The organism is Pseudomonas sp. GW821-FHT01C01 (assembly GCF_059422645.1).
The window spans coordinates 1-22004 of record NZ_JBWKXF010000044.1; the positions used below are offsets into that span (position 1 = coordinate 1).

The 22004-nt window shown below is 57.2% G+C and carries 23 protein-coding genes, 1 tRNA gene and 2 pseudogenes; 11 read left to right on the forward strand and 15 right to left on the reverse strand.

From position 1 onward, the window contains the following. Positions 1-82 precede the first annotated feature (82 nt). From AC07XF_RS21995 to AC07XF_RS22005, 3 genes are all read right to left on the reverse strand, one after another. Complete coding sequence (locus tag AC07XF_RS21995; RefSeq protein ID WP_495028193.1) at positions 83-1291, reverse strand: DSD1 family PLP-dependent enzyme; 1209 nt, start codon at positions 1289-1291, stop codon at positions 83-85. Positions 1292-1365: 74 nt separating this feature from the next. Next, entirely contained in the window at positions 1366-2760 is a 1395-nt protein-coding gene (locus AC07XF_RS22000) for a D-arabinono-1,4-lactone oxidase (protein WP_495028158.1), read from the reverse strand. Positions 2761-2782: 22 nt separating this feature from the next. Further along, entirely contained in the window at positions 2783-3169 is a 387-nt protein-coding gene (locus AC07XF_RS22005; RefSeq protein WP_495028159.1) for a c-type cytochrome, read from the reverse strand. Positions 3170-3435: 266 nt separating this feature from the next. Between AC07XF_RS22005 and AC07XF_RS22010 the strand changes: the two genes are divergently transcribed. Beyond that, the gene (locus AC07XF_RS22010) at positions 3436-5061 is read left to right on the forward strand and encodes an NADP-dependent glyceraldehyde-3-phosphate dehydrogenase (protein WP_495028160.1); all 1626 of its coding nucleotides are present in this window, start codon (positions 3436-3438) and stop codon (positions 5059-5061) included. 44 nt (positions 5062-5105) lie between these two features. Next, positions 5106-6146 (forward strand): FUSC family protein, encoded by a 1041-nt coding sequence (locus AC07XF_RS22015; RefSeq protein WP_495028161.1) that lies wholly within the window; start codon positions 5106-5108, stop codon positions 6144-6146. 15 nt (positions 6147-6161) lie between these two features. Here the strand turns inward: AC07XF_RS22015 and AC07XF_RS22020 are convergent, their stop codons facing one another. Beyond that, positions 6162-7055, reverse strand: a complete 894-nt coding sequence (locus tag AC07XF_RS22020) for a DMT family transporter (RefSeq protein WP_495028162.1) — start codon at positions 7053-7055, stop codon at positions 6162-6164. A gap of 136 nt (positions 7056-7191) precedes the next feature. Here AC07XF_RS22020 and AC07XF_RS22025 point away from each other — a divergent pair, with 136 nt between their 5' ends. Both AC07XF_RS22025 and AC07XF_RS22030 read left to right on the forward strand, forming a co-directional pair. Beyond that, positions 7192-7629: an Lrp/AsnC family transcriptional regulator gene (locus AC07XF_RS22025; RefSeq protein WP_007987480.1), complete on the forward strand. Its 438-nt coding sequence runs from the start codon at positions 7192-7194 to the stop codon at positions 7627-7629. Positions 7630-7685: 56 nt separating this feature from the next. Further along, positions 7686-8015, forward strand: a complete 330-nt coding sequence (locus tag AC07XF_RS22030) for a YceK/YidQ family lipoprotein (protein WP_495028163.1) — start codon at positions 7686-7688, stop codon at positions 8013-8015. A 60-nt stretch (positions 8016-8075) separates the two neighbouring features. Here AC07XF_RS22030 and AC07XF_RS22035 read toward each other — a convergent pair whose 3' ends face one another. Further along, a complete protein-coding gene (locus tag AC07XF_RS22035) occupies positions 8076-8747 on the reverse strand; it encodes a Bax inhibitor-1/YccA family protein (protein WP_007995889.1) in 672 nt (223 codons plus the stop codon). Between the two features lie 123 nt (positions 8748-8870). On the opposite strand from AC07XF_RS22035, the gene AC07XF_RS22040 reads away from it, so the two are divergent. The 4 genes from AC07XF_RS22040 to AC07XF_RS22055 all read left to right on the forward strand — a co-directional run bounded on the left by AC07XF_RS22040 (position 8871) and on the right by AC07XF_RS22055 (position 11056). Further along, positions 8871-8958 (forward strand) — tRNA-Ser (locus AC07XF_RS22040). A 207-nt stretch (positions 8959-9165) separates the two neighbouring features. Continuing rightward, positions 9166-9348, forward strand: coding sequence for a hypothetical protein (locus tag AC07XF_RS22045; RefSeq protein ID WP_495028196.1), 183 nt, complete (start codon positions 9166-9168; stop codon positions 9346-9348). Positions 9349-9559: 211 nt separating this feature from the next. Next, the gene (locus AC07XF_RS22050) at positions 9560-10642 is read left to right on the forward strand and encodes a 2OG-Fe(II) oxygenase (RefSeq protein ID WP_495028164.1); all 1083 of its coding nucleotides are present in this window, start codon (positions 9560-9562) and stop codon (positions 10640-10642) included. Positions 10643-10867: 225 nt separating this feature from the next. Then, the gene (locus tag AC07XF_RS22055; protein WP_204123383.1) at positions 10868-11056 is read left to right on the forward strand and encodes a ribbon-helix-helix protein, CopG family; all 189 of its coding nucleotides are present in this window, start codon (positions 10868-10870) and stop codon (positions 11054-11056) included. A 21-nt stretch (positions 11057-11077) separates the two neighbouring features. On the opposite strand, the gene AC07XF_RS22060 is transcribed toward AC07XF_RS22055, so the two are convergent. Further along, positions 11078-12739, reverse strand: a complete 1662-nt coding sequence (locus AC07XF_RS22060) for a SulP family inorganic anion transporter (protein ID WP_495028165.1) — start codon at positions 12737-12739, stop codon at positions 11078-11080. Between the two features lie 175 nt (positions 12740-12914). Between AC07XF_RS22060 and AC07XF_RS22065 the strand changes: the two genes are divergently transcribed. Continuing rightward, positions 12915-13145, forward strand: coding sequence for a hypothetical protein (locus tag AC07XF_RS22065; protein WP_033063455.1), 231 nt, complete (start codon positions 12915-12917; stop codon positions 13143-13145). Positions 13146-13730: 585 nt separating this feature from the next. On the opposite strand, the pseudogene AC07XF_RS22070 reads toward AC07XF_RS22065, so the two are convergent. The 7 genes and pseudogenes from AC07XF_RS22070 to AC07XF_RS22100 form a co-directional block, all read right to left on the reverse strand. Next, a pseudogene (locus AC07XF_RS22070) lies at positions 13731-13942 on the reverse strand (DUF924 family protein); the annotation flags it as partial. Between the two features lie 81 nt (positions 13943-14023). After that, on the reverse strand, positions 14024-14941 hold the full coding sequence (locus AC07XF_RS22075; protein WP_495028166.1) for an alkene reductase: 918 nt from the start codon (positions 14939-14941) through the stop codon (positions 14024-14026). 207 nt (positions 14942-15148) lie between these two features. Beyond that, positions 15149-15796, reverse strand: coding sequence for a glutathione S-transferase family protein (locus tag AC07XF_RS22080; RefSeq protein WP_495028167.1), 648 nt, complete (start codon positions 15794-15796; stop codon positions 15149-15151). Positions 15797-15852: 56 nt separating this feature from the next. Then, entirely contained in the window at positions 15853-16602 is a 750-nt protein-coding gene (locus AC07XF_RS22085; protein ID WP_495028168.1) for an SDR family NAD(P)-dependent oxidoreductase, read from the reverse strand. Positions 16603-16646: 44 nt separating this feature from the next. Further along, positions 16647-17396, reverse strand: a complete 750-nt coding sequence (locus AC07XF_RS22090; RefSeq protein ID WP_495028169.1) for an SDR family NAD(P)-dependent oxidoreductase — start codon at positions 17394-17396, stop codon at positions 16647-16649. A gap of 58 nt (positions 17397-17454) precedes the next feature. Beyond that, a complete protein-coding gene (locus tag AC07XF_RS22095) occupies positions 17455-18303 on the reverse strand; it encodes an alpha/beta fold hydrolase (RefSeq protein WP_495028170.1) in 849 nt (282 codons plus the stop codon). 65 nt (positions 18304-18368) lie between these two features. Further along, a complete protein-coding gene (locus AC07XF_RS22100; protein ID WP_495028171.1) occupies positions 18369-19115 on the reverse strand; it encodes an SDR family NAD(P)-dependent oxidoreductase in 747 nt (248 codons plus the stop codon). A gap of 164 nt (positions 19116-19279) precedes the next feature. Between AC07XF_RS22100 and AC07XF_RS22105 the strand changes: the two genes are divergently transcribed. Continuing rightward, on the forward strand, positions 19280-20164 hold the full coding sequence (locus tag AC07XF_RS22105) for a LysR family transcriptional regulator (protein WP_495028172.1): 885 nt from the start codon (positions 19280-19282) through the stop codon (positions 20162-20164). Between the two features lie 125 nt (positions 20165-20289). Beyond that, positions 20290-20415: pseudogene (locus AC07XF_RS22110) on the forward strand (GNAT family N-acetyltransferase); the annotation flags it as partial. Positions 20416-20564: 149 nt separating this feature from the next. On the opposite strand, the gene AC07XF_RS22115 reads toward AC07XF_RS22110, so the two are convergent. Beyond that, complete coding sequence (locus AC07XF_RS22115; protein WP_495028173.1) at positions 20565-21221, reverse strand: response regulator transcription factor; 657 nt, start codon at positions 21219-21221, stop codon at positions 20565-20567. A gap of 106 nt (positions 21222-21327) precedes the next feature. Then, positions 21328-21936, reverse strand: a complete 609-nt coding sequence (locus AC07XF_RS22120) for a lecithin retinol acyltransferase family protein (protein ID WP_495028174.1) — start codon at positions 21934-21936, stop codon at positions 21328-21330. Between the last annotated feature and the right edge of the window lie 68 nt (positions 21937-22004).

Sequence of the window (22004 nt, forward strand, 5' to 3'; positions counted from 1 at the left end):
GGCCCGCTCCCACAGGGTGCAGCGTTGTCCTTGTGGGAGCGGGCTTGCTCGCGAAGGCGATGTACCAAACACCCAACAAATATCAGGAATACACAGGCCAGCTATCCACAATCCGCCCACCCCGAACCGCCAGCAAATCCCCAAACTGCAACAACACCGACTCCGTCTGGGTCGGCCGCAAAAATACCTGATCCTCAACCGTCAGCCCCACCGCCGCCGAACCATTGACCATTTCCTGGTTCGAGCTGCGGCCATACACCCCATTGCTCTGCAACCCCGGTGGCGATTCGAACTCCGCCATCCAGTTACCACCATAGATAAAAAACGTCTCGCGCTGATTGGTGTCCCACCAGGAAAACAACCTGGACTTATCATCCAGCGCTGGAATATTCACCGCCCCGGTGCTTTTCAACACCGGCGTGGCGATATAAGCGGCTGGCACATGCTCCACCAGTGACGGCAAATCATAGTGAGTGGGCTTGAGCATCGCCGTCCCCACCGACACTTCGCTGCTGAGCTGTTCGTGCTCATGCAGGCGATAGCTCGGGCTGCCGGCCGTATTGAGGGTCAATCCTTCGTGCCACAAACCGGGGTATTGCTGACGAGTGAAATCGACGCAGCGGTTGTAAATCACCATCACCTTGGCAAACAGCTCTTCGGGCGATCCCAGAATCCCCGGCACGCCCATGCCCACGAACGGGTCGTAGCCCATGAACCCGGCGAATTCCAGGTGCTGCGGATGCTGGCTGATCAGCGCCAGCATCTGCCCGAGTGCGCCAAGGTCACGGATACCACCGCGATGCAGCCCGACATCCAGCTCGATGTTCACCCGCATTCGCGTGCCCAGCCCCTGAGCCAGGGCGAGGTATTGCTGCAAACGCTCTGGTGTATCGAGCAGCCATTGCAATTGCTTCGCAGGGTCGAAAGGCCCCTTGTGCGACTGATAAAACAACTCCGCCGAACGCACCGGCAGCGGCTTGCCCAACAGAATATCGGCCTCGGGAAACTGCACGGCGTCATGGTTGAGAAACGGTTGGTGAAACGACATCAGGCGTTGCGTGCCGGCGCGCTTGGCGATGTAGGCCAACAGCCCCGGTGCCGGCAGTGATTTTTCCACCAGACGCAGGTGTTTGCCGCCGCGCTTGACCGATTGCATCACCACATCGATGTTGTGATCCAGCCGATCAAGATCGATCAGTATCACCGGTCGCATCGGGCCGTGGTCCTTGAGTTCGCGGTTCAGCGTGCGGAAATAATCGCTGTACGGCGCACCTCGGTCACCCGGCCGCAGCCACGCCCCGACACCCACCAACAAGGCGCCGACGCCTGCGCTGCCGAGCAAAAATTTGCGGCGATTGACGGCCATCAGCTCACCCCCAGAATGGATGACAAATGCGCATTGAGAAATTTGCCGCTGGGGTCGAGTGCCTGCCGCACCTGAATGAACTCCTGCCAGCGCGGGTACAGCGGTTGCAGGTTTTTCGCGTTCAGCGTATGCAACTTGCCCCAGTGCGGCCGGCCGTTGTACTTCCAGAAAATCGGCTCGATGGCGGCGAAAAAGTTGTGATGATCCATCTGGTAATGCTGGTGGACCGAGATCGAACAGCTGTCGCGGCCTTCGAACATGCTCAGTGGAATGTCATCGGCTTTGACGTAACGGTATTCAATCGGAAACCAGGTGCGCAGGTCTTTGTCCTGGATCAGTTTGAGGATCTCGCGCAAACACGCCGGACCATATTCGGCCGGCACGGAATATTCCATTTCGTTGAAACGCACCGTGCGCACGTTGGCGTAGATGTCGAACGAGTCGCCCACCCGCTCATCGAAGCTGGCCAGGTGGCGCAGGTTATTGAGCATGGTGCGGCGCAGGTCCGGGAAGTCGCTGGCGTATTTGTCGATCTTCTCGATCAGCGTGACAAACTCGTTGCCGCCCTCCTCATCCGCCGGGACCGGCGGTGTGGCCGGGTCGGTGGTTTCGTTCAGGGCGATCGACAAGGCGTAGTCGGAATGGGTCACCACGAGCATTTCCCAGTGCTGGTTTTCCCGGGTGTTTTTGTCCAGCTCCTCCAGCAACTCTTCGGTTTTGGCAATCCACTGGCGCTCCCTCAGGCGATACGCCGGACGGTTTTGCAGACGAATTTTCGTGGCTACCCCGAGTGCGCCTAGCGACACCCGCGCCGCGTTGAACACCTGCGGATGACGCGTACTGTCGCAGTCCAATACCTCGCCAGTGGCGGTCACCAACTGCAAGCCACAGACATGCGCCGAATAAGATTGAAAATTCTTGCCGGTACCGTGGGTCGAGGTCGAGATCGCGCCGGCAAGGGTCTGGTAATCGATATCGGCCATGTTTTGCAGGGCCTGGCCGATGTCTTTGAGCGGCGTGCCCATGCGTGACATCGGCGTGCCGGCGGCGAACTCTGCTTGCAGCGTTTGCGGATCGTGATCGAGCAAGCCCGAGAAATAGCTCAGCGACAGCAAAGTGCCGTCGGTGGGCACCAGCGCGCTGAAAGAATGCGCCGAGCCCACTGGACGTATCTTGCCGGGGGCCTGGCGCACCACTTGAGTCAACTCATCCAGGTTCTTTGGCGCCAGCCGCGCCGCCGGCAGGCAACTCTGGCCACCCGACCAGTTGCGCCAGGGAATCAGCCGTGGCGCGCGCAACAGCTCGGCCAGTGCCGGCGATGAGCCGAGCGCGGTAAAGGCGCCAATGACGCTCGCCCGTTGCAACAACTGACGCCGTGTCAGGTCCATCGTCATGAATCGCACCCTGCCGTTCTTGTTATTGGATTTGCTGGCCGGACATAAAGGCAATCAGCGCCAGGAACTGCTCTTGCGAACACTGCATGCACATGCCCATCGGCGGCATGCCGTTGTAACCGTTGATCGCGTGATCGAGCAGCGTGTAGGCGCCCTGCACCACCCGTGGTTCCCAGGCCTTTAGGTCACCGGTCAGCGGCGCCCCGGCCGACGGGTTGGCGTGGCAAAGCTTGCAGCTGTTGTCGTAAACCTGCGCCAGCTCGGCGTCGGCGGGCCTCGCGGCGCCGGCTTCGTTACGGCTCGGCGGGTTTTTCGGCTCTTCGCCGCACCCCGCCAGCAACGCCGCAAAGACACCCCCCACCAAGGCCAAACAAAGGCTAGGCTTTTCAGTTAGTCGGCTTGCCCGCATGGCTGTCCTCTCATTGGCTGCCCGGTCGGCCGGGTGCAGCTTTTTTGTTGTGATCAAGGAGAAATCAACACTAAGGCACTCCACGCGGGCAGGTTGAGGGCATTGGGGGCCAACAAGGGGCGCTTCTGAGGCCATGACTGAGAGTGTCGATAAATCCGCGATCCATCACGCCGTGCGGCAAAACGCTGAGATGAGTCATGACAAGGGTTGCTGAGGTCTGCTAAAACGATTCATCAGTGCATCACCCAATCCAGAGGGGTAGCGACATGACCACAGCCAATATTCTCCAAAACCTGTTCCCGAGCCCCGCCGACATCCCGGAAAAGTACCGCCTTGACGGCCAGACCGAACAACGTGAGTACCTGGTCGATGGCGAACTGAGAACCTGGAACGGGCCACTGGCCCAGGTCCGCAGCCCGGTGTACCTGGCTGGTGCCAATGGCGATGAGCAAGTGATCCTCGGCAGCACGCCGCTGCTGGATGCCGACACCGCGCTGACCGCCCTCGACGCGGCTGTCCGCGCCTACGACCGCGGCCAGGGATTGTGGCCGACCATGCGCGTGGCCGAGCGTATCCAGCATGTCGAAACTTTCCTCGGGCGCATGCGTGAGCAGCGCGACGCCGTGGTCAAGTTGCTGATGTGGGAAATCGGCAAGAACCTCAAGGACTCGGAAAAGGAGTTCGACCGCACCTGCGACTACATCGTCGACACCATCAACGCGCTGAAAGAACTCGACCGTCGTTCCAGCCGTTTCGAACTTGAACAGGACACCCTCGGCCAGATCCGTCGTGTGCCGATGGGCGTCGCCCTGTGCATGGGACCTTACAACTATCCGTTGAACGAAACCTTCACCACGCTGATCCCGGCGCTGATCATGGGCAACACCGTGGTGTTCAAGCCGGCCAAACTCGGCGTGCTGCTGATTCGCCCGCTGCTGGAAGCCTTCCGCGACAGCTTCCCGGTCGGGGTGATCAATGTCATTTACGGCAGCGGCCGCGAGACGGTCAGTGCGCTGATGGCCAGCGGCAAGATCGACATCTTTGCCTTCATCGGCACCAACAAGGCCGCCAGTGACCTGAAAAAACTCCATCCAAAACCACACCGTTTGCGCGCGGCGCTGGGCCTGGATGCGAAAAACCCGGGCATCGTCCTGCCGGAAGTGGATCTGGACAACGCCGTCAGCGAAGCAGTCACCGGTTCGCTGTCTTTCAATGGCCAGCGCTGCACAGCGTTGAAAATCCTCTTTGTCCACGAAGACGTGGTCGAGTCCTTCATCGAGAAATTCAATGCCAGACTGGCTACGCTCAAACCCGGCATGCCTTGGGACAGCGGCGTATCCCTGACGCCACTGCCTGAGTCGAGCAAGGTCGACTATCTGCACTCACTGGTGACGGACGCCGAGAGCAAAGGCGCCAAAGTGGTCAACCCCAACGGCGGCGAGGCCCGAGCGTCGTTTTTCTACCCGGCGGTGCTTTACCCGGTCACCCCGCAGATGCGCGTTTATCAGGAAGAACAATTCGGCCCTGTGGTCCCCATCGTGCCGTACCGTCATCTGGATACCGTGATCGACTACGTGCTGGAATCGGACTTCGGCCAGCAGTTGAGCATCTTCGGCACCAATCCGGTCGCGGTCGGCCGCCTGGTGGACACCTTCGCCAATCAGGTCGGGCGCATCAACCTCAATGCCCAGTGCCAGCGCGGCCCGGACACCTATCCCTTCAATGGTCGCAAGAACTCGGCCGAGGGCACCTTGTCGGTACATGACGCACTGCGGGTGTTTTCGATCCGCACATTGGTGGCCACCAAGTTCCAGGAGACCAACAAGGACCTGATCAGCGAAATCATCAGCGGCCGCAGTTCGAGTTTCCTGACGACCGACTACATCTTCTGAGGAGCACCAGCCTGAGCACATCCAGAGCCCATTGGCTGCCACCGTTGCTGCGCCGACTGCTGCGTCCGTTGCTGGACCCGTATCGGCGCTATCGCCACGCCCGGGTGATTCACGCCGTACGCGTGTCGCTGGGGTTGCTGGCAACGATCCTGCTGACCACCGGCATCCATCTGCCCCACGGTGAGTGGGCGTCGGTGACCATGCTGGTGGTAATCGGCGGCTTGCAGCACCACGGCAACATCGGCAAGAAAGCCGCCGAGCGCGCCATCGGCACCTTGATCGGGGCCGGCGTCGGCCTGGCGTTGGTGGCACAACAGGCCTGGCTCGGGATGCCCTTGCTGACCTATTTCGCGATGTCGGTGGTCTGCGGTTTTTTCTCGTATCACGCCATCGGCAAAGGCGGTTACACCGCACTGCTGTCGGCGATTACCGTGTTCATCGTCGCCGGGCATGGCGACAACCCGGTCACCGATGGCTTGTGGCGAGGGGTGGACATTCTGATCGGCATTGCCCTGGCCCTGGTGTTTTCCTTCGCCCTGCCGCTGTACGCGGTTTACTCCTGGCGCTACAATCTGGCCGATGCGCTGCGTGATTGCGCGAAAATTTACGGGCGCATCATTGACGGTCAAGCCATCACTGCCGACGAACACCTCAAACTCATGACCCGCCTGAACGCGGTGATGGTGCAACTGCGCTCACTGATGCCTTCGGTGTCCAAGGAAGTGAAAATTTCCATGACTGACCTGGATGCCATCCAGCGTAACTTGCGCATGTGCGTCAGCACCCTGGAAATCCTCGGCAATACCCGACCGGACGCCAATGACCCCGAGGCGATGACGCTCCTGCAAACGGCATTGAAAGCTGAACACCGGCAGATTCGCGTGCAATTGATCGGCATGGCCCGGGCATTGAAATCCGGCGCCTGCCAGCGGCTCAGTCGCCCCATCAGTTTGCCCGCTGTCAGCCTCGACGCGCCGGTCTACAACACCCTGGACGGGTATCGCTTGTTGACTCAACAACTGGCCGCCAACATCAGCGAGATGCGCCAGCGACTGGTCAGGAGCGCGCCGCACTGGAACATCTGATGCCTGCGTAGCGGCTTACGGCGTCACCGTACGCCGAAATTTCAGCGACCACCCTTGCTGCATGCCGGCAGCGGCCAGCAGGATTGCCGCGACCCCGATCCATTGCAGCGCCTCCAGGCGATGGCCGAAGGCAACCCAGTCGACGAAAATCGCCGCAATCGGGTAAATGAAGGACAGCGCGCCTGTCAGCGCAGTCGGCAGTTTTTGAATCGCGCCGTACAGCAACACGTACATCACACCGGTGTGCACCATACCCAGTGTCACCAGGCTGGCCCACGCACTCGGCGCCTGCGGCAGTGCCGAAAAATGCGCAAATGGCGCGAGCAACAACACGCCGGTGCTGACCTGGATCAGCGCGATCAAATGCGGCGGGGTTCCAGTCAGGCGCTTGATGATCAGCGCGGCAATCGCGTAGAGAAACGCCGCACCCAACGCCAAGGCGATGCCCATCAGGTAATCGCTGCCGCTCTCGCCCTGGCTGCCATGGGCGCTGACAATGGCCAGCATCCCGAGAAACGAAACGCCCAGCCAGACGAGTTTCTGCGTGGTGATTTTTTCGTTGAGGAACAGCGCCGCCAGCCCAACCAGCATGAACGGCTGGACGTTATAAACGGCGGTGCCGATGGCAATTGACGCCCGGGAATAAGACGCGAACAACAGCACCCAGTTGCCGACAATCGCCACCCCGCTGAGCACCGCCAGCAGGAAGGTCGTGCGAGTCAAAATGCCGGGGCGCAGAAAGCCGAAAGCTGCGCAAATCAACAGCAAGGTACCGGCACCGAACAGGCAGCGCCAGAACACCACATCCAGCACCGGTTGCCCGGACACCAGCACGAACCAGCCAATGGTGCCGGAGATCAACATGGCGGCCGTCATTTCGAACGAACCGCGGCGTAGGGTTTTGTCCATCATCAGACTCCTGTATTTGTGGCCAAAGTATGCCAATGCACCCAGGCGCTACTCCAGTGCAAAAAGCAGGCTAAACTCTGGATCTGCCTTTTTTATCAAGGCTGTTTTTAAAAAATGCCTAACAGAGGTTTTCGCCATGACCGATGACATCGACCAGGTGCTGATCACGGCCCTGATGGAAGACTCGCGACGCTCGCTCAAGGCACTGGCGCAAATCAGTGGCCTGTCCTCCCCCAGTGTTGCCGAGCGTCTGCGCCGCCTGGAAGAGCGTGGCGTGCTCAAGGGATACACCGTTGAAATCGACCCGAAATGCTTTGGCTATCAACTTCAGGCCATCGTGCGTATTCGCCCGTTGCCGGGGCAATTGCAGGAAGTGGAACGGCAAATCATGGCCATTCCCGAATTCACCGAGTGCGACAAGGTGACCGGCGACGACTGTTTCATTGCGCGCCTGCATGTGCGCTCGATGGAACAACTGGACACCCTGCTCGACCGCCTCAACACCCACGCTGAAACCAATACGGCGATCGTCAAGAAAACCCCGGTCAAGCGCCGGTTGCCGCCCATGGCGTGAGTGATATTTGTTTCAGACTGAAGTAGATTGATCGTTTCCGGCGAAGGATTGACGGTATGAAAACTCAGGCAATGCTACTCGTGGCGATGCTGCTTGCGGGTTGTGGCACGATTCAAACGGTTGTGCGCAGCGACGAAGTGGCCGCAAAGGACCTGAAGGACCAAAAGAGTTATTGCGGCGCGGTACCGCGAATCTACAGCGGCGTGACCTACGATTTTTGCTACCTGAATGCGCCCCTCGAAGAGGGTCGGGATGCGCAGGTACATGGTCCCGCCCCCGCTTTAGTGCTGCTCGACGCAGTCGTGTCCGGGGCGATGGATACGTTGCTGCTGCCCTACACCATCTACCGGCAACAAGCCGACGGCAGCATTGTCATTGCCGAGTAATCCTGAATTCCAGGTAATAAAAAACCCGCCTGAGCGGGTTTTTTACTTCAAGGCCGACGATCAATCATCGCGCCCCATGATGCCGAACAGCTGCAACAGGCTGACGAACAGGTTGTAGATCGATACATACAGGCTGATGGTGGCCATGATGTAGTTACGCTCGCCGCCATGAATGATGGCGCTGGTCTGGAACAGAATGCAGACCGAGGAGAACAGCACGAAACCTGCGCTGATCGCCAGTTGCAGACCGCTGATCTGGAAGAACATGCCCGCCAGCGTCGCACCCAGCAGCACGAAGAAGCCTGCAGTGATGAAACCGCCGAGGAAGCTCATGTCCTTGCGGGTAATCAGCACATACGCCGACAGACCGCCGAACACCAGCGCCGTCATCGCGAAAGCCGAGCTGACCACTTCAGCGCCGCCCTGCATACCCAGGTAACGGTTGAGGATCGGGCCAAGCAGGAAACCCATGAAACCGGTCAGGGCAAATGCCGACACCAGGCCCCAGGCCGAATCACGGAGTTTGTTGGTGAGGAAGAAAAGACCGTAGAAGCCGATCAGCACCACAAAAATATTCGGGTAGCCAACACGCATCTGCTGGGCAACGTAGGCTGTCACACCGCTGAATGCGAGGGTCAGGGCGAGCAAGCCGTATGTGTTGCGCAGGACGCGGCTAACCTCTAGCTGCTCAGCCTGCACGCTGTTATTAACTGCGTAATCCTGTTCGCGCATGGCGACACTCCTGTTGGTTTGAAACGTTCAGTCGCAAAGATCATAACAGACGCTCTGTAACAAGCTATGCAGAGAGTTTGACAGTGTGTTTCATTCAGGTATTATGGCGCCCGCAACGCAAACGGAGGTGTGGCCGAGTGGTTTAAGGCAACGGTCTTGAAAACCGTCGACTGTAACAGGTCCATGAGTTCGAATCCCATCGCCTCCGCCATCTTTATACGACAAAGCCCTGATTATTCAGGGCTTTGTCGTTTCTGGGGGTTGGTGAAAATCCGACTACACCCGAAGCGTTACAAAACTTTTCGGCTGGCGTTACAAAACTATCCCGTTTTCCCCGCCTTTCCGCATCCTGCCAGCACCCCCGAGCACCGCCCGAGAAATCCTGCTGCTACGCTGAAAACTCCACGGAGGATTCGCGATGCCAAACTCTGACCTGCTCCCTTCCCTGCCGTTCAAGCTCAACGAAAACCAGCTCGCCCTGGAAGCCATCGACAAGAATGAAGAGCTCATCCAGATGACGCTGGTGGTGCTGATGACACCCAAGCGGCTGCTTTCACCCTGTGGATTCAACGGGTCGGTGAAACAGGGCCGCCACTCATGAAGGAGAAAGTCGCCATCTGCGCTCTGGGCAGCTTCAACAAAACTGAACTAATTTAACCTGCAAGCTTCGGGTGCTTCCTGCTTCGGCATCGCAACGAGCGTCACCGCAAGCCCATTTGTACGCGGCACCTTTGGGAAAAAATCAGTGCTCAGCATGAGTCTCCTGGCGTTATTCCTAATAGCGATCCACTGCCTGCCGGCAAGGAGTTGTGATGCGCGCCACAGCGTTTTCAATCGGTGGACCTGCCCCTTGGTTCCATTGCCGCACTCAACAAAGAGAGCGCTTTTGTTTCGACACTATTGCCGGTCGATATGTAGTGCTTTCTTTTTTCGGTTCTGCGGCTGATCTCGCATCAATTAAAGTTCTGGAAGGTGTTCAGGCCCATCGCCAGCGGTTCAATGACGATCACGTCTGCTTCTTTGGTGTATCCGTAGATCCAGATGATGAAAAGCTGAAGCGGGTAGAAAGTTCGATACCTGGCATGCGCTTCATCTGGGATTTCGATCGGTCAGTTAGTAAGCTCTACGGTACATTGCAGCTAGACGGCAGCATCAGGCAAATGACCTATGTGCTGGATCCTGCACTGCGTGTCCTGGCCATCGTCCCGATAGAGGCACCGGTTGATAACCACGTCCCCTCATTAATGCGCTTTCTGGATAAATTACCCGCACTGGCGCCGCCACATACCGCCACTCCACACGCACCAGTCCTGGTGATTCCCCGTATATTTGAGCCCAAGCTGTGTAAAGCACTAGTAAGTTACTACGACGAACGTGGCGGAGAGGACTCCGGGTTTATGTTGGAGCAGTCGGGTAAAACCGTCCACATCACCGACCATGGCCACAAGCGACGTCGTGACTGCGTTATTGAAGACGACGCTCTATCCAAAGCATGTTCGTTGCGTATAGCCAACCGTCTGCTTCCAGAGCTACATAAAGCGTTCCAGTTCAATGCCACTCGAATGGAGCGCTATCTGGTGGCCTGCTACAACAGCGAGGAAGGCGGACATTTCCGGCCCCATAGGGATAACACCACGAAGGGTACAGCGCATCGCCGTTTTGCCGTTTCCCTGTTTCTTAATTCGGGAGAGTACGAAGGCGGTTTTCTGCATTTTCCAGAATTTGGAAAAGCGCTTTACAGCGCCCCAACGGGAGGGGCTGTGGTGTTTTCGTGTTCACTTTTGCACGAAGCCACTCCCGTAACCAAAGGTCGCCGTTATATGTTTCTCCCGTTTCTATACGATGATGCTGCTCGCGTCATTCGAGAAGAGAATCTCCCATTTCTTGGAAGCTGACTGGTGCTCAACACAATTCAGCTGTCACTTCTGTTCCCTTCTTCGTTGATTGGGATTATCTACGCTGGATCAAAGCAGTTCCGACCCAGCACCTACCGTGAGAACCAAATCTTTTCCTGAGAGTGAAGTCGAGGTAGCGATCAGCACACCGCCTGTACCGTGACAGCACCGGACAAGGCAATTACAATTTGATTAACATCTAGCGACTGAGTGATTGAATACCCCATGGAAAGCAAGACTGCGCGCCTCACCGTGCTCATTGACCCCATCAAGAAAAAAGCTTTCGAGGAACTCTGTGCAGCACAAGACCTGACGCCTTCACAGGTGGTCCGTCAACTGATCCGTGACTACCTGGACACTCACGGTGCCAGCTATTCGACCAAGAGTAAGCATGCCACCAGCACCAAGTCATAACCCAACACGGGCAGTTAGCCTCTAGAGGGTCGACGTACCCTCTACGTGACTGATAGCGTTGGCCAGTGCGGTGTTGAAATCGACGTGGTAATGCTCTGCGCCGATTGCTTGCAGGATCCCCACCCTATCGAGCTTGTTGAGCACCTTGGTATTCGCCTCACAAAGCTTCACGACGATATGCCGCTTGTGCAGCTGCTGAATGACCTCCTCCAGAACCTGCAAGCCAGTGATATCCATGAACGGTACGCGCTTCAAACGGATAATCAGCAGGCGGGGGTCGGTATGGGTCTGAGCCAAGACGCGCTCGAAGGTCTCAACCGCACCAAAGAACAATGGCCCTTCAATCGTATAAATCAATGTCCCTGGCGGCAGGCGAGTATGCCCATTGGCCCTCAGCTCTTCTTCAAGCTCGTGCTCGACTACCTGTTGCACCTCCACAGATGAGGCCATGCGGCGCATGAAGTGCAGCATCGCAAGAATGACGCCGATATTCACGGCGATCACCAAGTCGCTGAACACTGTGAGGCTGAAGGTGATGAGCAGGATGGATACGTCTGCGCGTGGGGCTCGCTGGACCATGCGCTTGAAGTGCTTCAACTCGCTCATGTTGTACGCGACCACGAAAAGAATGGCGGCCAGGGCGCACAGCGGTATGTTTGAGGCCAGAGGTGCCAGAAACAGAATAATAAGCACCAAGGTGACCGCGTGCGTAATGCCGGCCAGCGGGCTCGTGCCGCCGTTGCGGATATTGGTTGCAGTGCGGGCAATGGCCCCGGTTGCTGCGAAGCCGCCAAACAATGGCGTGACCAGGTTGGCCAACCCCTGACCGATCAGTTCCTGATTGGAGTCGTGCCTGGTGCCCGCCATGCCATCGGCCACCATTGCGGACAGCAAAGATTCGATTGCTCCAAGCATGGCGATAGTGAACGCCGGACCAATCAAATCGATGACGCGAGACAGCGTAATTTCAGGCAGGCTAAACGCTGGAAGGCCTTGAGCTATGCCACCAAATGCGCTGCCAATTGTGGCTACCCCCTCGAAATGAAAGGTTGACTGTATCGCTGTAGCTACCGCCATTGCGATTAGCGGGCCAGGTACGCGTTTGAGTACGGGAATTTTGGAAGCGGTGATGACCAGGAAAAGGCTAAGTACCGCCAGCAGGGTGGTGGCTACATGAAGATCCGGGAGCGCCTGGAGCAGATGCCAGAGCTTTTCATGGAAATGCTCTCCACTGATCGTCGGTAAACCGAAAAAGTCTTTCCACTGTCCGACCCAGATGATCACGCCGATGCCCGCGGTGAATCCGACAATCACCGGGTCGGGAATGAACTTGATGATTGCACCGAGCCGGGCAAATCCCAGCAATAACAGGATGGCCCCCGCCATCATCGTGGCGATTTGCAAACCGTCAACACCATGCTTGGCCGTGACTCCCGCCAGAATCACGATGAACGCACCTGTCGGCCCGGCAATCTGCAAGCGGCTTCCCCCAAAGAGTGAAACCAGCAGACCACCGATGATCGCGGTGTAGATGCCTTGCTCAGGTTTGACGCCAGACGCAATGGCAAACGCCATTGCCAAGGGGAGCGCCACGACCCCGACGATCACGCCAGACACCACATTGCGAAGCCAGTGTCCTCGCCCCAACAACCCCGCCTTCCATGCCTCACCTATCGCAATCATGGCTAGCTCCTCAGTGGATGCATGTGCATAATATTATCATACTGTGATAATCGAAATGCCCTTGATCCACCGCTTCATGCGGCTGGAGATGTTTATAGTGAAAGCTCAGATGGAGCTGGGCGGGCATGCACTGCAAATAGAGAATTTTGAGAACGCGCGTAGCGTGGTGACTGACATGAATCGTAAAGCTGTGAAAAACAAACATGCCGAAGGCGTGACCTTTGACACCCATGTGATCGCAAACCCGACCAACCCCAAGGAGTGGATTGTGTTCTTCAAGAAGGACGCCGGGAGAAGTTACTTCTTGGTTGATGACAACGAGGAAGTCGAGTCTTTCGGGCATCTGGATGACTTGATCGCCGAGCTTCGAGACCTGGGCCTCAAGACCGCTGAAATCCACTTTTAACCCTTGGATCACGCCCTGCAGACATGATCATGTCAGTGAAGATCGAGTATCTAGCCAGTCAAAGTCGCTACATCGGGGCTGGCTCCAAAAACGACGACATAATCGAAGACGGAGCGGCGGCGCGGGCAACGGCCTTGCTTGCGGCGGCAGCGCAGGAATGGCCGCTGGCTTCATTGGCTGCGAGGCGACTGGCAAGGTTGTCGGCTGCAGTCATCACTTTTCTCCAGACATAAAAAATCCCACAATAGGCGGGACTCAATGGCTAAGCTGTACGCTCCACACATGGAGGTGTTTATGAAGTACACAACGATTTTTCTGGCTGTCGCTTTGCTCGGTGGCTGCTCCTCGTACAGTGAGCGCGGTACTGGTGAAGGCGGAAGAGAAATAACCAGCAAGGGCTACTCCGTCCGTTGTGATGCCACACCGGCTAATCAACCAGGCTGCTACACACCACCGCCATCGTGGTCTTGGTGGCCCTCAAACAACATCAAATTGAAGTTGGGCGCGAACTGACACGATCTTCGCATCGTACGATGATGACACCGGACTGACCGCTATCGGCTGAAGCGGTCATTCACCTGGGGCGAGCAAAATCAGTAATGCCAACGCCCCTTCAGGGGTTGCCATCCAATGCTCCAGCTCACGTCTGGCAGCCCGAAATGCAATGTGGAGAATGCTTCCCGAAACTGGTTATCGAACGCTTCGTCTTTCTTGAACCATTTCTGTGGCCCTGCCTGCTTTCAAAACGCTATGACCACCAGTGGTGTGTGGGGCGAATCACTTGCTGTATTGGCCAGTATCAAATCCTCACATTGAATAGCGCACCGTATGGCGCAATCTATGCTCAACCTGATTATTGGGTTGGTGCACGTCAACCGTCAGTTTGCGAATGGAAAAGCGAGATGGTCATTTTCGATGATCGGTCCGCGGAAGATATTACGTAGCGTGGCGACTGCCACCGGTCGCTGGGACACCTCCGCGCCCTTGATGCGCGGCTCGATGATGTGCATGTAAGCCAGCTCATACTCATTGAGCCGTGCGGCGAAATAGCCAAAAGTCGCTTCAGGGTTACTGTCCGAGATGTTTCCCCCCTGCCCGCTTGGCGAGACGCGGATACCAACTCTGCCAGGGCCCCACACCGAGATCATCGCATCCAGTATTTCGAGAGAAAACCGGGCGCGATTTTCCAGACTCCCTCCATAGGCATCGGTGCGTTTGTTGGTTCCATCCTGAAGGAAGGTGTCAACGAGATAGCCATTGGCATTGTGCAACTCCACACCATCAAACCCTGCTTCCTTTGCCCGCACGGCGGCTATACGGAAGGACTCCACCAATACCGGAATCTCCCAAAGTTCGATCGCCCGATGAGGTGAGTTCGGCATCCAGCCATCCTGGGTCAGCACCTGGGTTTCAAATGGCACCACAGAGGGCGCAATGGGTGCTCTACCTCCGCTCAGGCTGACATGGGAATGACGACCACAGTGAGCGATTTGCATGACAATCTGACTGCCTTTGGCGTGAACCGCATCAGTGATTTTACGCCAGGCATCAACGTGTGCCTGGGTGTAAATGCCCGGGGCGCCAAGGTAGCCACGACTCCCATGGGAGGGGTGGGCGCTTTCGGTAATCTGCAAGCCGCCTTTTGAAGCACGCTGGCGATAGTACTCAATCATCATTGCACTGGGGCTTTCATCCGTCTCGGCGCGTAATCGCGTCGTAGGGGCATGGACAACTCGATGAGTAAGGTCGATCGCACCAAGGCGAAGGGCTTCGAAGAGTTCACGTGCAGTAGTCATGACAACAATCTCCATCGCCCGGCACCAATGCGCCAAGCTGTTCAAATTGGGCCAACAGCGGCGGCTTGGCCGAAGCCGCGGAACACCGTTTGCATTCATCGCAGCCGTCGCCCAGCCTCGCGCCGTCTTGCTTGCTACTTCAGGTAGCGCGCCGCGCACCGTCGCAAAAGAACCATGGAAAGCCGATGCGTAAATTCCTGCTTGTTGTCAGGCCGACGCGCCCGCGCGCTTTGAAACCTGGTCGTACCAGCGCTTCAGGGCGACATGTTCCTCCGGTACGGGGAAGTCGATCGCTTTAGCCGCAAAATCCACGGTGACCAAGGCCGTGATATCGGCCACGGAGAAGCGATCACCCGCCACGAACGGAACCCCAGCCAAACGGGCATCAAGGTCGGCGAAGAAGTTCTTCACCCGCAGCTTGCTGCGCTCGGCCAGTTCCGGGATTTGCTCGTAGTCATAGGGGCCTGCAATCGCGCGCCCCTTGAGGCCCGGTGCGGCATTGCGGATGGCCTCCATGACGGTCGCGAAACCTTCCTGTTCGGCGCGCCGCTCCCACATCGTGATTAATGCCTTTTCCATTGCGGTCTCGCCGAGCAATGGCGTTTGCGGATAGGCCTCTTCAAGGTATCGGATGATGGCAGGCACCTCCCCGATGGCGGTGCCGTCTTCCAGCACCAGAGTCGGAACGACCCGGCGCGGGTTGATCGCACGGTAGTCCTCGGAATGCTGTTCACCTTGGCCCAGATCGACCGGGACGAGCGGAATCGACAAGCCCTTCTCGGCGAGAAAAATGCGCACGCGCCGCGAGTTGGGCGAGCCCGCGGATTGATAGAGTTTGAGTGTATTGGCGGTCATGGCTTGATTTCCTTTGTGAGAACTCAGAGGTAGAGCAATTTGATGACGGGCACGGGTCATGAAGCGGTCTTGCCGCCGTTGACTCGAATGATTTGGCCGGTAATGAAGGTCGCCTTACCGGATGCGACAAACACAATGGCGTCGGCAATCTCTTCCGGGGCTCCGGCACGCTTGAGTGGAACACTCATCAGGAAAGCGGCTTTGCGCTCGGCCGTACCGGTTAGCCGGTCGAGCATCGCTGTCTGAACCGGTCCAGGGGCAACTGCATTGACCCGCACACCGGAGGCTGCACCCTCAAGAGCAGCCGACTTGGTCAGACCTTCCACGGCATGCTTGCTGGCGGTATAGAGGGATAAATTAGCGCCACCACGTTCGCCCATCGTTGACGAAATGTTGATGATGCTGCCGTTACCCTGCGCCAACATCACCCTCATCTCGTGTTTCACGCTGAGGAACGTGCCGAGCACATTGGTATCAAACGTTGCCGCATAATTCTCGGGCGTCACCTCCGTTACGGCGATGGACTGCCCCTCTGTCCCCGCGGCGTTAACCGCAATGTCCAGCCGGCCGAAGCGTTCGACCGTTGCTTCGATCAGATTGCGAACCTCATCTTCATGACGCACGTCGGACATGAAAAATTCCGCTTCGGCGCCCAGCGCACGGAGTTCGGCCGCCAGTTTCTGACCCTCTTCTTCACGGCGTCCGGAAACGACAACTTTGGCACCATCATTAGCGAAGGCGATCGCGGTCGCTCGACCGATGCCGGTCAGTGCGCCTGTGATGAGAACAACAGATTGAGTAGACATTTGCTTTATCCTGGTTAAGTACTCGTAGCTCGAAGAACCATCGTTCAGAGCTTTGTGCCGCCGTCGACGTGCAGGGTGTCGCCGGTGATCCAACGGGCGTCATCGGAAGCGAGGAAGACAACGGCCTCAGCGATGTCATCGGGCTGGGCCATACGCTTAAGCGCCTGGATGCTCAGCGTGAAGTCCCGCCCCGCATCGGTTTTGGCGAAACTGGACATCTCGGTTAGAACCACGCCTGGTGCCACGGCATTGACGCGGATGCCCCGCCCGCCCAGTTCCGATGCGAAGTACTTGACCAGGGTATCGATGGCGCCCTTGGTGGCTGCATAGGCGGACAGCATCCCAACGCCGGTGTGCGCTGCTGCACGCGATGACAGGAGAACGACACTGCTGCCCTTGCACAGAGCGGGTAGCAACTGCTGCACCAGGAAATACGGGGCGCGCACGTTCACCGCAAAGAGATCGTCAAAGTCCTTGATGGTGGTTTTCTCGATCGTGTCGGCCTTCGAGATGCTGGCATTGGCGACGAGGATGTCCAATCGACCACCGACGATGGCGCGCACGCGCTCGGCCAGCAAATGCGGCCCGTCCGCTGCGCCCATGTCGGCGGAGATCTTCTCGGCCTTCCCGCCCGCTTTGCGAATTTCGGCGACCACTGCTGTCGCCTCCTTCTCTGCGCTACCGTAGTGGATGAGCACTTGAGCGCCGGCTCGTGCCAGCGCAAGTGCGCTGGCACGGCCGATGCCGCGGGAGGCACCGGTGACGAGCGCCGTCTTGCCATAGAGGTTGGTCATGATAAGCATCCCTTGGTCTTGATCCAGAATCCCGGTGCCAGATTCAGGCGTGCCTGGTCTACTCAGAAAGGAACAGGGACGCGTGGCCGACAAAGCGCTCGGGGTATTGATACTGCGAACCGTGGCTGGCATCCGGGTAGAGGATCAGTTGCGCGTTCGGCAGATGCCGCTGCAAGATCGAAGAGTTCACCGAATAGATGATCACGTCGTTGTCACCATTGACGATCAGCGTTGGCTGCTTGATCGCCTTCAGGTAATCGAAGGGGTTCCCGCGTGGTGCGCCCCACTTGGTCAACGCCTCGATCTGCGCAGGTCCGACCTTGTCGCTAACGTCTGGATCGCGATCCACTGTGCGTTGTCGAAAGCGTTTGAGATAAGCATGGCCCGCCGCTTGGCTGGCTTGGGACGGGGTGAAGAACACCCTGAGCCACAAGTGATCAGGCTCGTCGTAGGTCGCACCGAAGATCTCCTGCGCTTCGGGTGTCAGCGAGGCCATACCTTCACCGCTGCGCGGTCCGGTCCCCACCAGGATCAGCCGCCGTACGAGCGCCGGTTCGGCTAGCGCCAGTTCCTGCGCAACCAGGCCGCCGAGCGAAAAACCAAGTACGTCCACCTGTGTGAGGCCGAGCGCCCTGATGAAGACCGCGGCGTTGGCGGCCATTTCATCAATTGAGTTCGGCACCTCCCCCGAACTGCTGGAGATACCGGCGTTGTTAAACAGAATGACTTCACGGTCGTGCGCCAATCCGTCCGTCACTGCAGGATCCCAGTGATCCATCGTGCCGGTGAAATGCATATTGAGGACGAGTGGAACCCCACCCGATTTGCCGAAGCGTCGGTATGCGAACCGAATACCCGCTGCGTCCACGAACTGCGTCGGCGCGCTCTGATGATTGTGCTGAGTCATTGAGATTCCCTCTGATGATGCCCCCCTTAACCGGGTGCGGAGCAAATCTGCGCACCCGGGCAGGATCAGTTAGCGGTATGACCGCCGTCGACGTTGAGGACATGGCCGGTGATGAATGAAGCTTCGTCCGATGCGATGAAGACGATCGCGTTGGCAAGGTCCTCAGAGAGGCCGAGTCGGCCCAGCGGAACCTGCGCCACCAAGGCCGCTTTGTTCTCCTGCGTGCCGGTGAAACGGGTGAGCATGCCGGTGTCCGTGGGGCCCGGCGAGACCGCATTCACGCGAATGCCCGATGCGGCGAGTTCGAGCGCCACCGACTTGGTGATGCCTTCGACAGCGTGCTTGGCGCCCACATAAATCGAGGCATAGGCCGCGCCCTTGTGCCCGTAGGTCGAGGAAATATTGATGATGCTACCGCTCCCCTGGGCCTGCATGACACGCACCTCGTGCTTCATGCTCAGGACCACGCCGAGAACGTTCGTATCGAACGTCAAGGCAACGCTTTGCGCGGTCTGGTCCGTGATCGGGCCGACCACACCTTCAGTGGCGGCGTTGTTCACGGCGACATCGAGACGCCCAAACCGCGCAACGGTCTTGTCGACCATATTGCGGACGTCATCTTCGTTGCGGACGTCGGCGTTGATGAATTCGGCTTCCGAACCGAAAGAGCGCAACTCCTCAACGAGTGCCTTGCCGGCTTCATCGCGTCGACCGGCAACGACCACTTTCGCACCTTTCCTGGCGAAGGCGACGGCAGTGGCGCGGCCGATGCCGGTGAGGGCTCCGGTGATCAGAATAACGGGCTTGTTCATTTTTAAGCTCCTGCAAGGTATGACTTGCGGCGTATAGATAGCCGGATGGTTTCGGCGCAGGGAGAAATCCCCCGACGCCGCCATAGGCAACAAGCTAGGGGCTTATGGCGAAGTTGAAAAAGACTTTGTAAGCTGTGGGCATACCTGACAGGCATGAGAGCACCATGGAACTGCGACATCTTCGATATTTCATTGCCGTCGCCGAGACGGGTAGCCTGACGGAAGCAGCCGAGAAACGACTGCACACCTCGCAGCCGTCGTTAAGCCGGCAGATCCGGGATCTGGAAAATCATGTCGGGGTCGAGTTGCTGTCGCGCAGCGTTCATGGCGTCGAACTGACCGCTGCGGGCAAAGCCTTTCTCGACCACGCCCGCCTGGCGCTGATGCAGGTCGATGCTGCGGTCGAAACGGCACGCAGGGCGGCGCAGCCGACAAGGAAGACATTCTCCATCGGCTTCCAGACCGGGCACGAGATGAACTGGTTGCCGCGAGCGATGCACGTGCTGCGCGACGAAATGAAGAACATCCAGGTCATGGTCTCCAGCGACTATTCACCGGATCTCGCCGAAGCGCTCGTCCGCGGCCGGCTGGACCTGGCCTTCCTGCGCGTAGAACCGGATTACGACCTCGAGTACCACGTGGTGGACCGGGAGCCACTCATCGTCCTGATGCCGAGCGACCATCGCCTCACCGCGCGCGAAGCAGTGCGCCCGCAAGATTTAGTGGGCGAGATTTTCATCGGCGGCTCGAACAAGGCCACGGTGCTGCGTGCAGTCACCGAAGACTATCTCCGTCGCTCGGGGCTCGACATCAAACTGGATCACGGGGTGGACAATTTGGCGATGGCCATGTCCTTGGTCGCCTCCACCCGCGGTCTGGCGTTGATGCCCGCCTATGCCAGGAATTTGCTGCCGTGGTCTGTCGTCAGCCGTCCGCTAGAAGGCGATGCACCGATGATCGATTTAGCGGTGGGCTACAGCAAGTCGAACACCTCGCCGACTCTCAAGCTGTTTCTGTCGCGGCTCGGCGAACTGACGGCACCGAAGTGAAAGCTGTAGAAATAAAGGGAAGACATGTTGGATTCGTTCTGGCCACCCGCTCGCATTCGTCCTCATGTCTAGTTTTGTCAGGCCTTGTGAGCGGACCGGATGACACGAGACTTTTTCGAATGCCTTTAGCAACCGTATACGCTGCAAATGTCGGCTCGGCAAAAGTACTCAAACGGTGTGGCTTCTTTATCGAACATATATCCCGGCAAGAAGAGACAGAGCACGACTATCGGTTTGGCCTTTCGATTTAGATGGGTGAAGTTCCAGTAATTGCCTTTCGCACGGGGGCATGATGCCCTCATTGCCGCCCTGCCTGAGCCGCGAATACAGGCTGACAGCCAAAAAGCGATTAATCGGGTGCGTCCAAAAAATCAGGAACCATTCAAACCTGTTGCTCTGATCAACGAGCAAGGCGCTCCCCTAATGACTCTGCCATCCGAACCAAATCAGCAAACGACTTTGCGTGCATTTTTTTCATTGCATGCCCGCGGTGAATTTTCACGGTGATCTCGCTCAGATTCATCTGCCCTGCAATCTGTTTATTCATCAGACCTTTGACTGCAAGGGCCATTACCTCTTTCTCACGAACTGTCAGCGTCTGATAGTGGGCATGCAGATCTGAAAACTGCTGCTCAATTTGCCGGCGTCTGACATCTGCCTGCAGTGCGGTAGACACCGCGTCCAAAAGGTCCTGCTCACGGAACGGTTTTGCCAAAAAATCCACCGCACCGGCTTTCATCGCCTTAACGGACATTTCGATGTCCCCGTGCCCAGTGATGAAAATAATTGGAATATTGGCATTGGACTTAGCCAACTGGCTTTGGAACTCAAGACCACTGTTACCTTGCAGTCGTACATCAAGGACTAAACAGCTTGCACCATCTGTTTTTGGCTGTTGAAGAAATTCCGCAGTGGATGCGAACGTCTCGACTTGTATACCGGCGGAGCGTAAAAGATTGCTTAATGCGTTGCGCATGGAAGCGTCGTCATCCACCACGAATACCATAGAACCGTTACTGACTTGCTCATTCTCATTGACTGGTGGATTCCCGCTCATGCACAACTCCCTCTGATCAGATGAAGAAAAAATTGTAGCACAACACTTTATGTTGCGTAAGCGTGCACACAAACATGGTTATAACCACCCGAAAGCACGGGGAAAATCATGCAATAAAATACAGTTCCAACGCTGAAATAAAAGAAAGCAGATAACGTGGACAATGGAGAAACGCCTTGACTTGGACACTACAGTTTTTCTCACTAATGCACCAGTTGCAAAAATGCTCGCAGTTATTGGACAGAATCCTGTATTGACTTTCAACCATTCTTGAACGCGCACGACTGACAATTTCATCGCTTGAATATTCACACGACTCCCGTATCAACCAGACTGGCTTGCCGTTTGCGAAGCTTTCAAGGTCAGTCACCTCAATGGGTCCTGGTTTGAGTGAACTGCTAAATCCAGAGTAATGAGCTACGTCTCCACACCCAAGGTATATTCCATGATGCAAGTAAAATTTGCGCGGGCTAATCAAGTGTGAGCCTATTGGCAAATAACCTGTACCCCTTTTGACATGCACTAACCCCAATGGAAATATGAAAGACTCTCCTGGCGACTTACTACTATTGTAGCGCTCGACAAACAGACAACTTTCGAGCCTCATCACCTTCAAATAACCAGCGAGATCTATTGTTATTATCGTCAGGCAAAAAACGATTGCTGATCGAAGCAATGAAAACACGCTCATCAACTTGATAGCTAGAGTATTCACGACAAATTCTCCGCAGACCCTTGTTATGTAATATATCGCCAGGACTGCGAAGCTTCATTTGTACACAT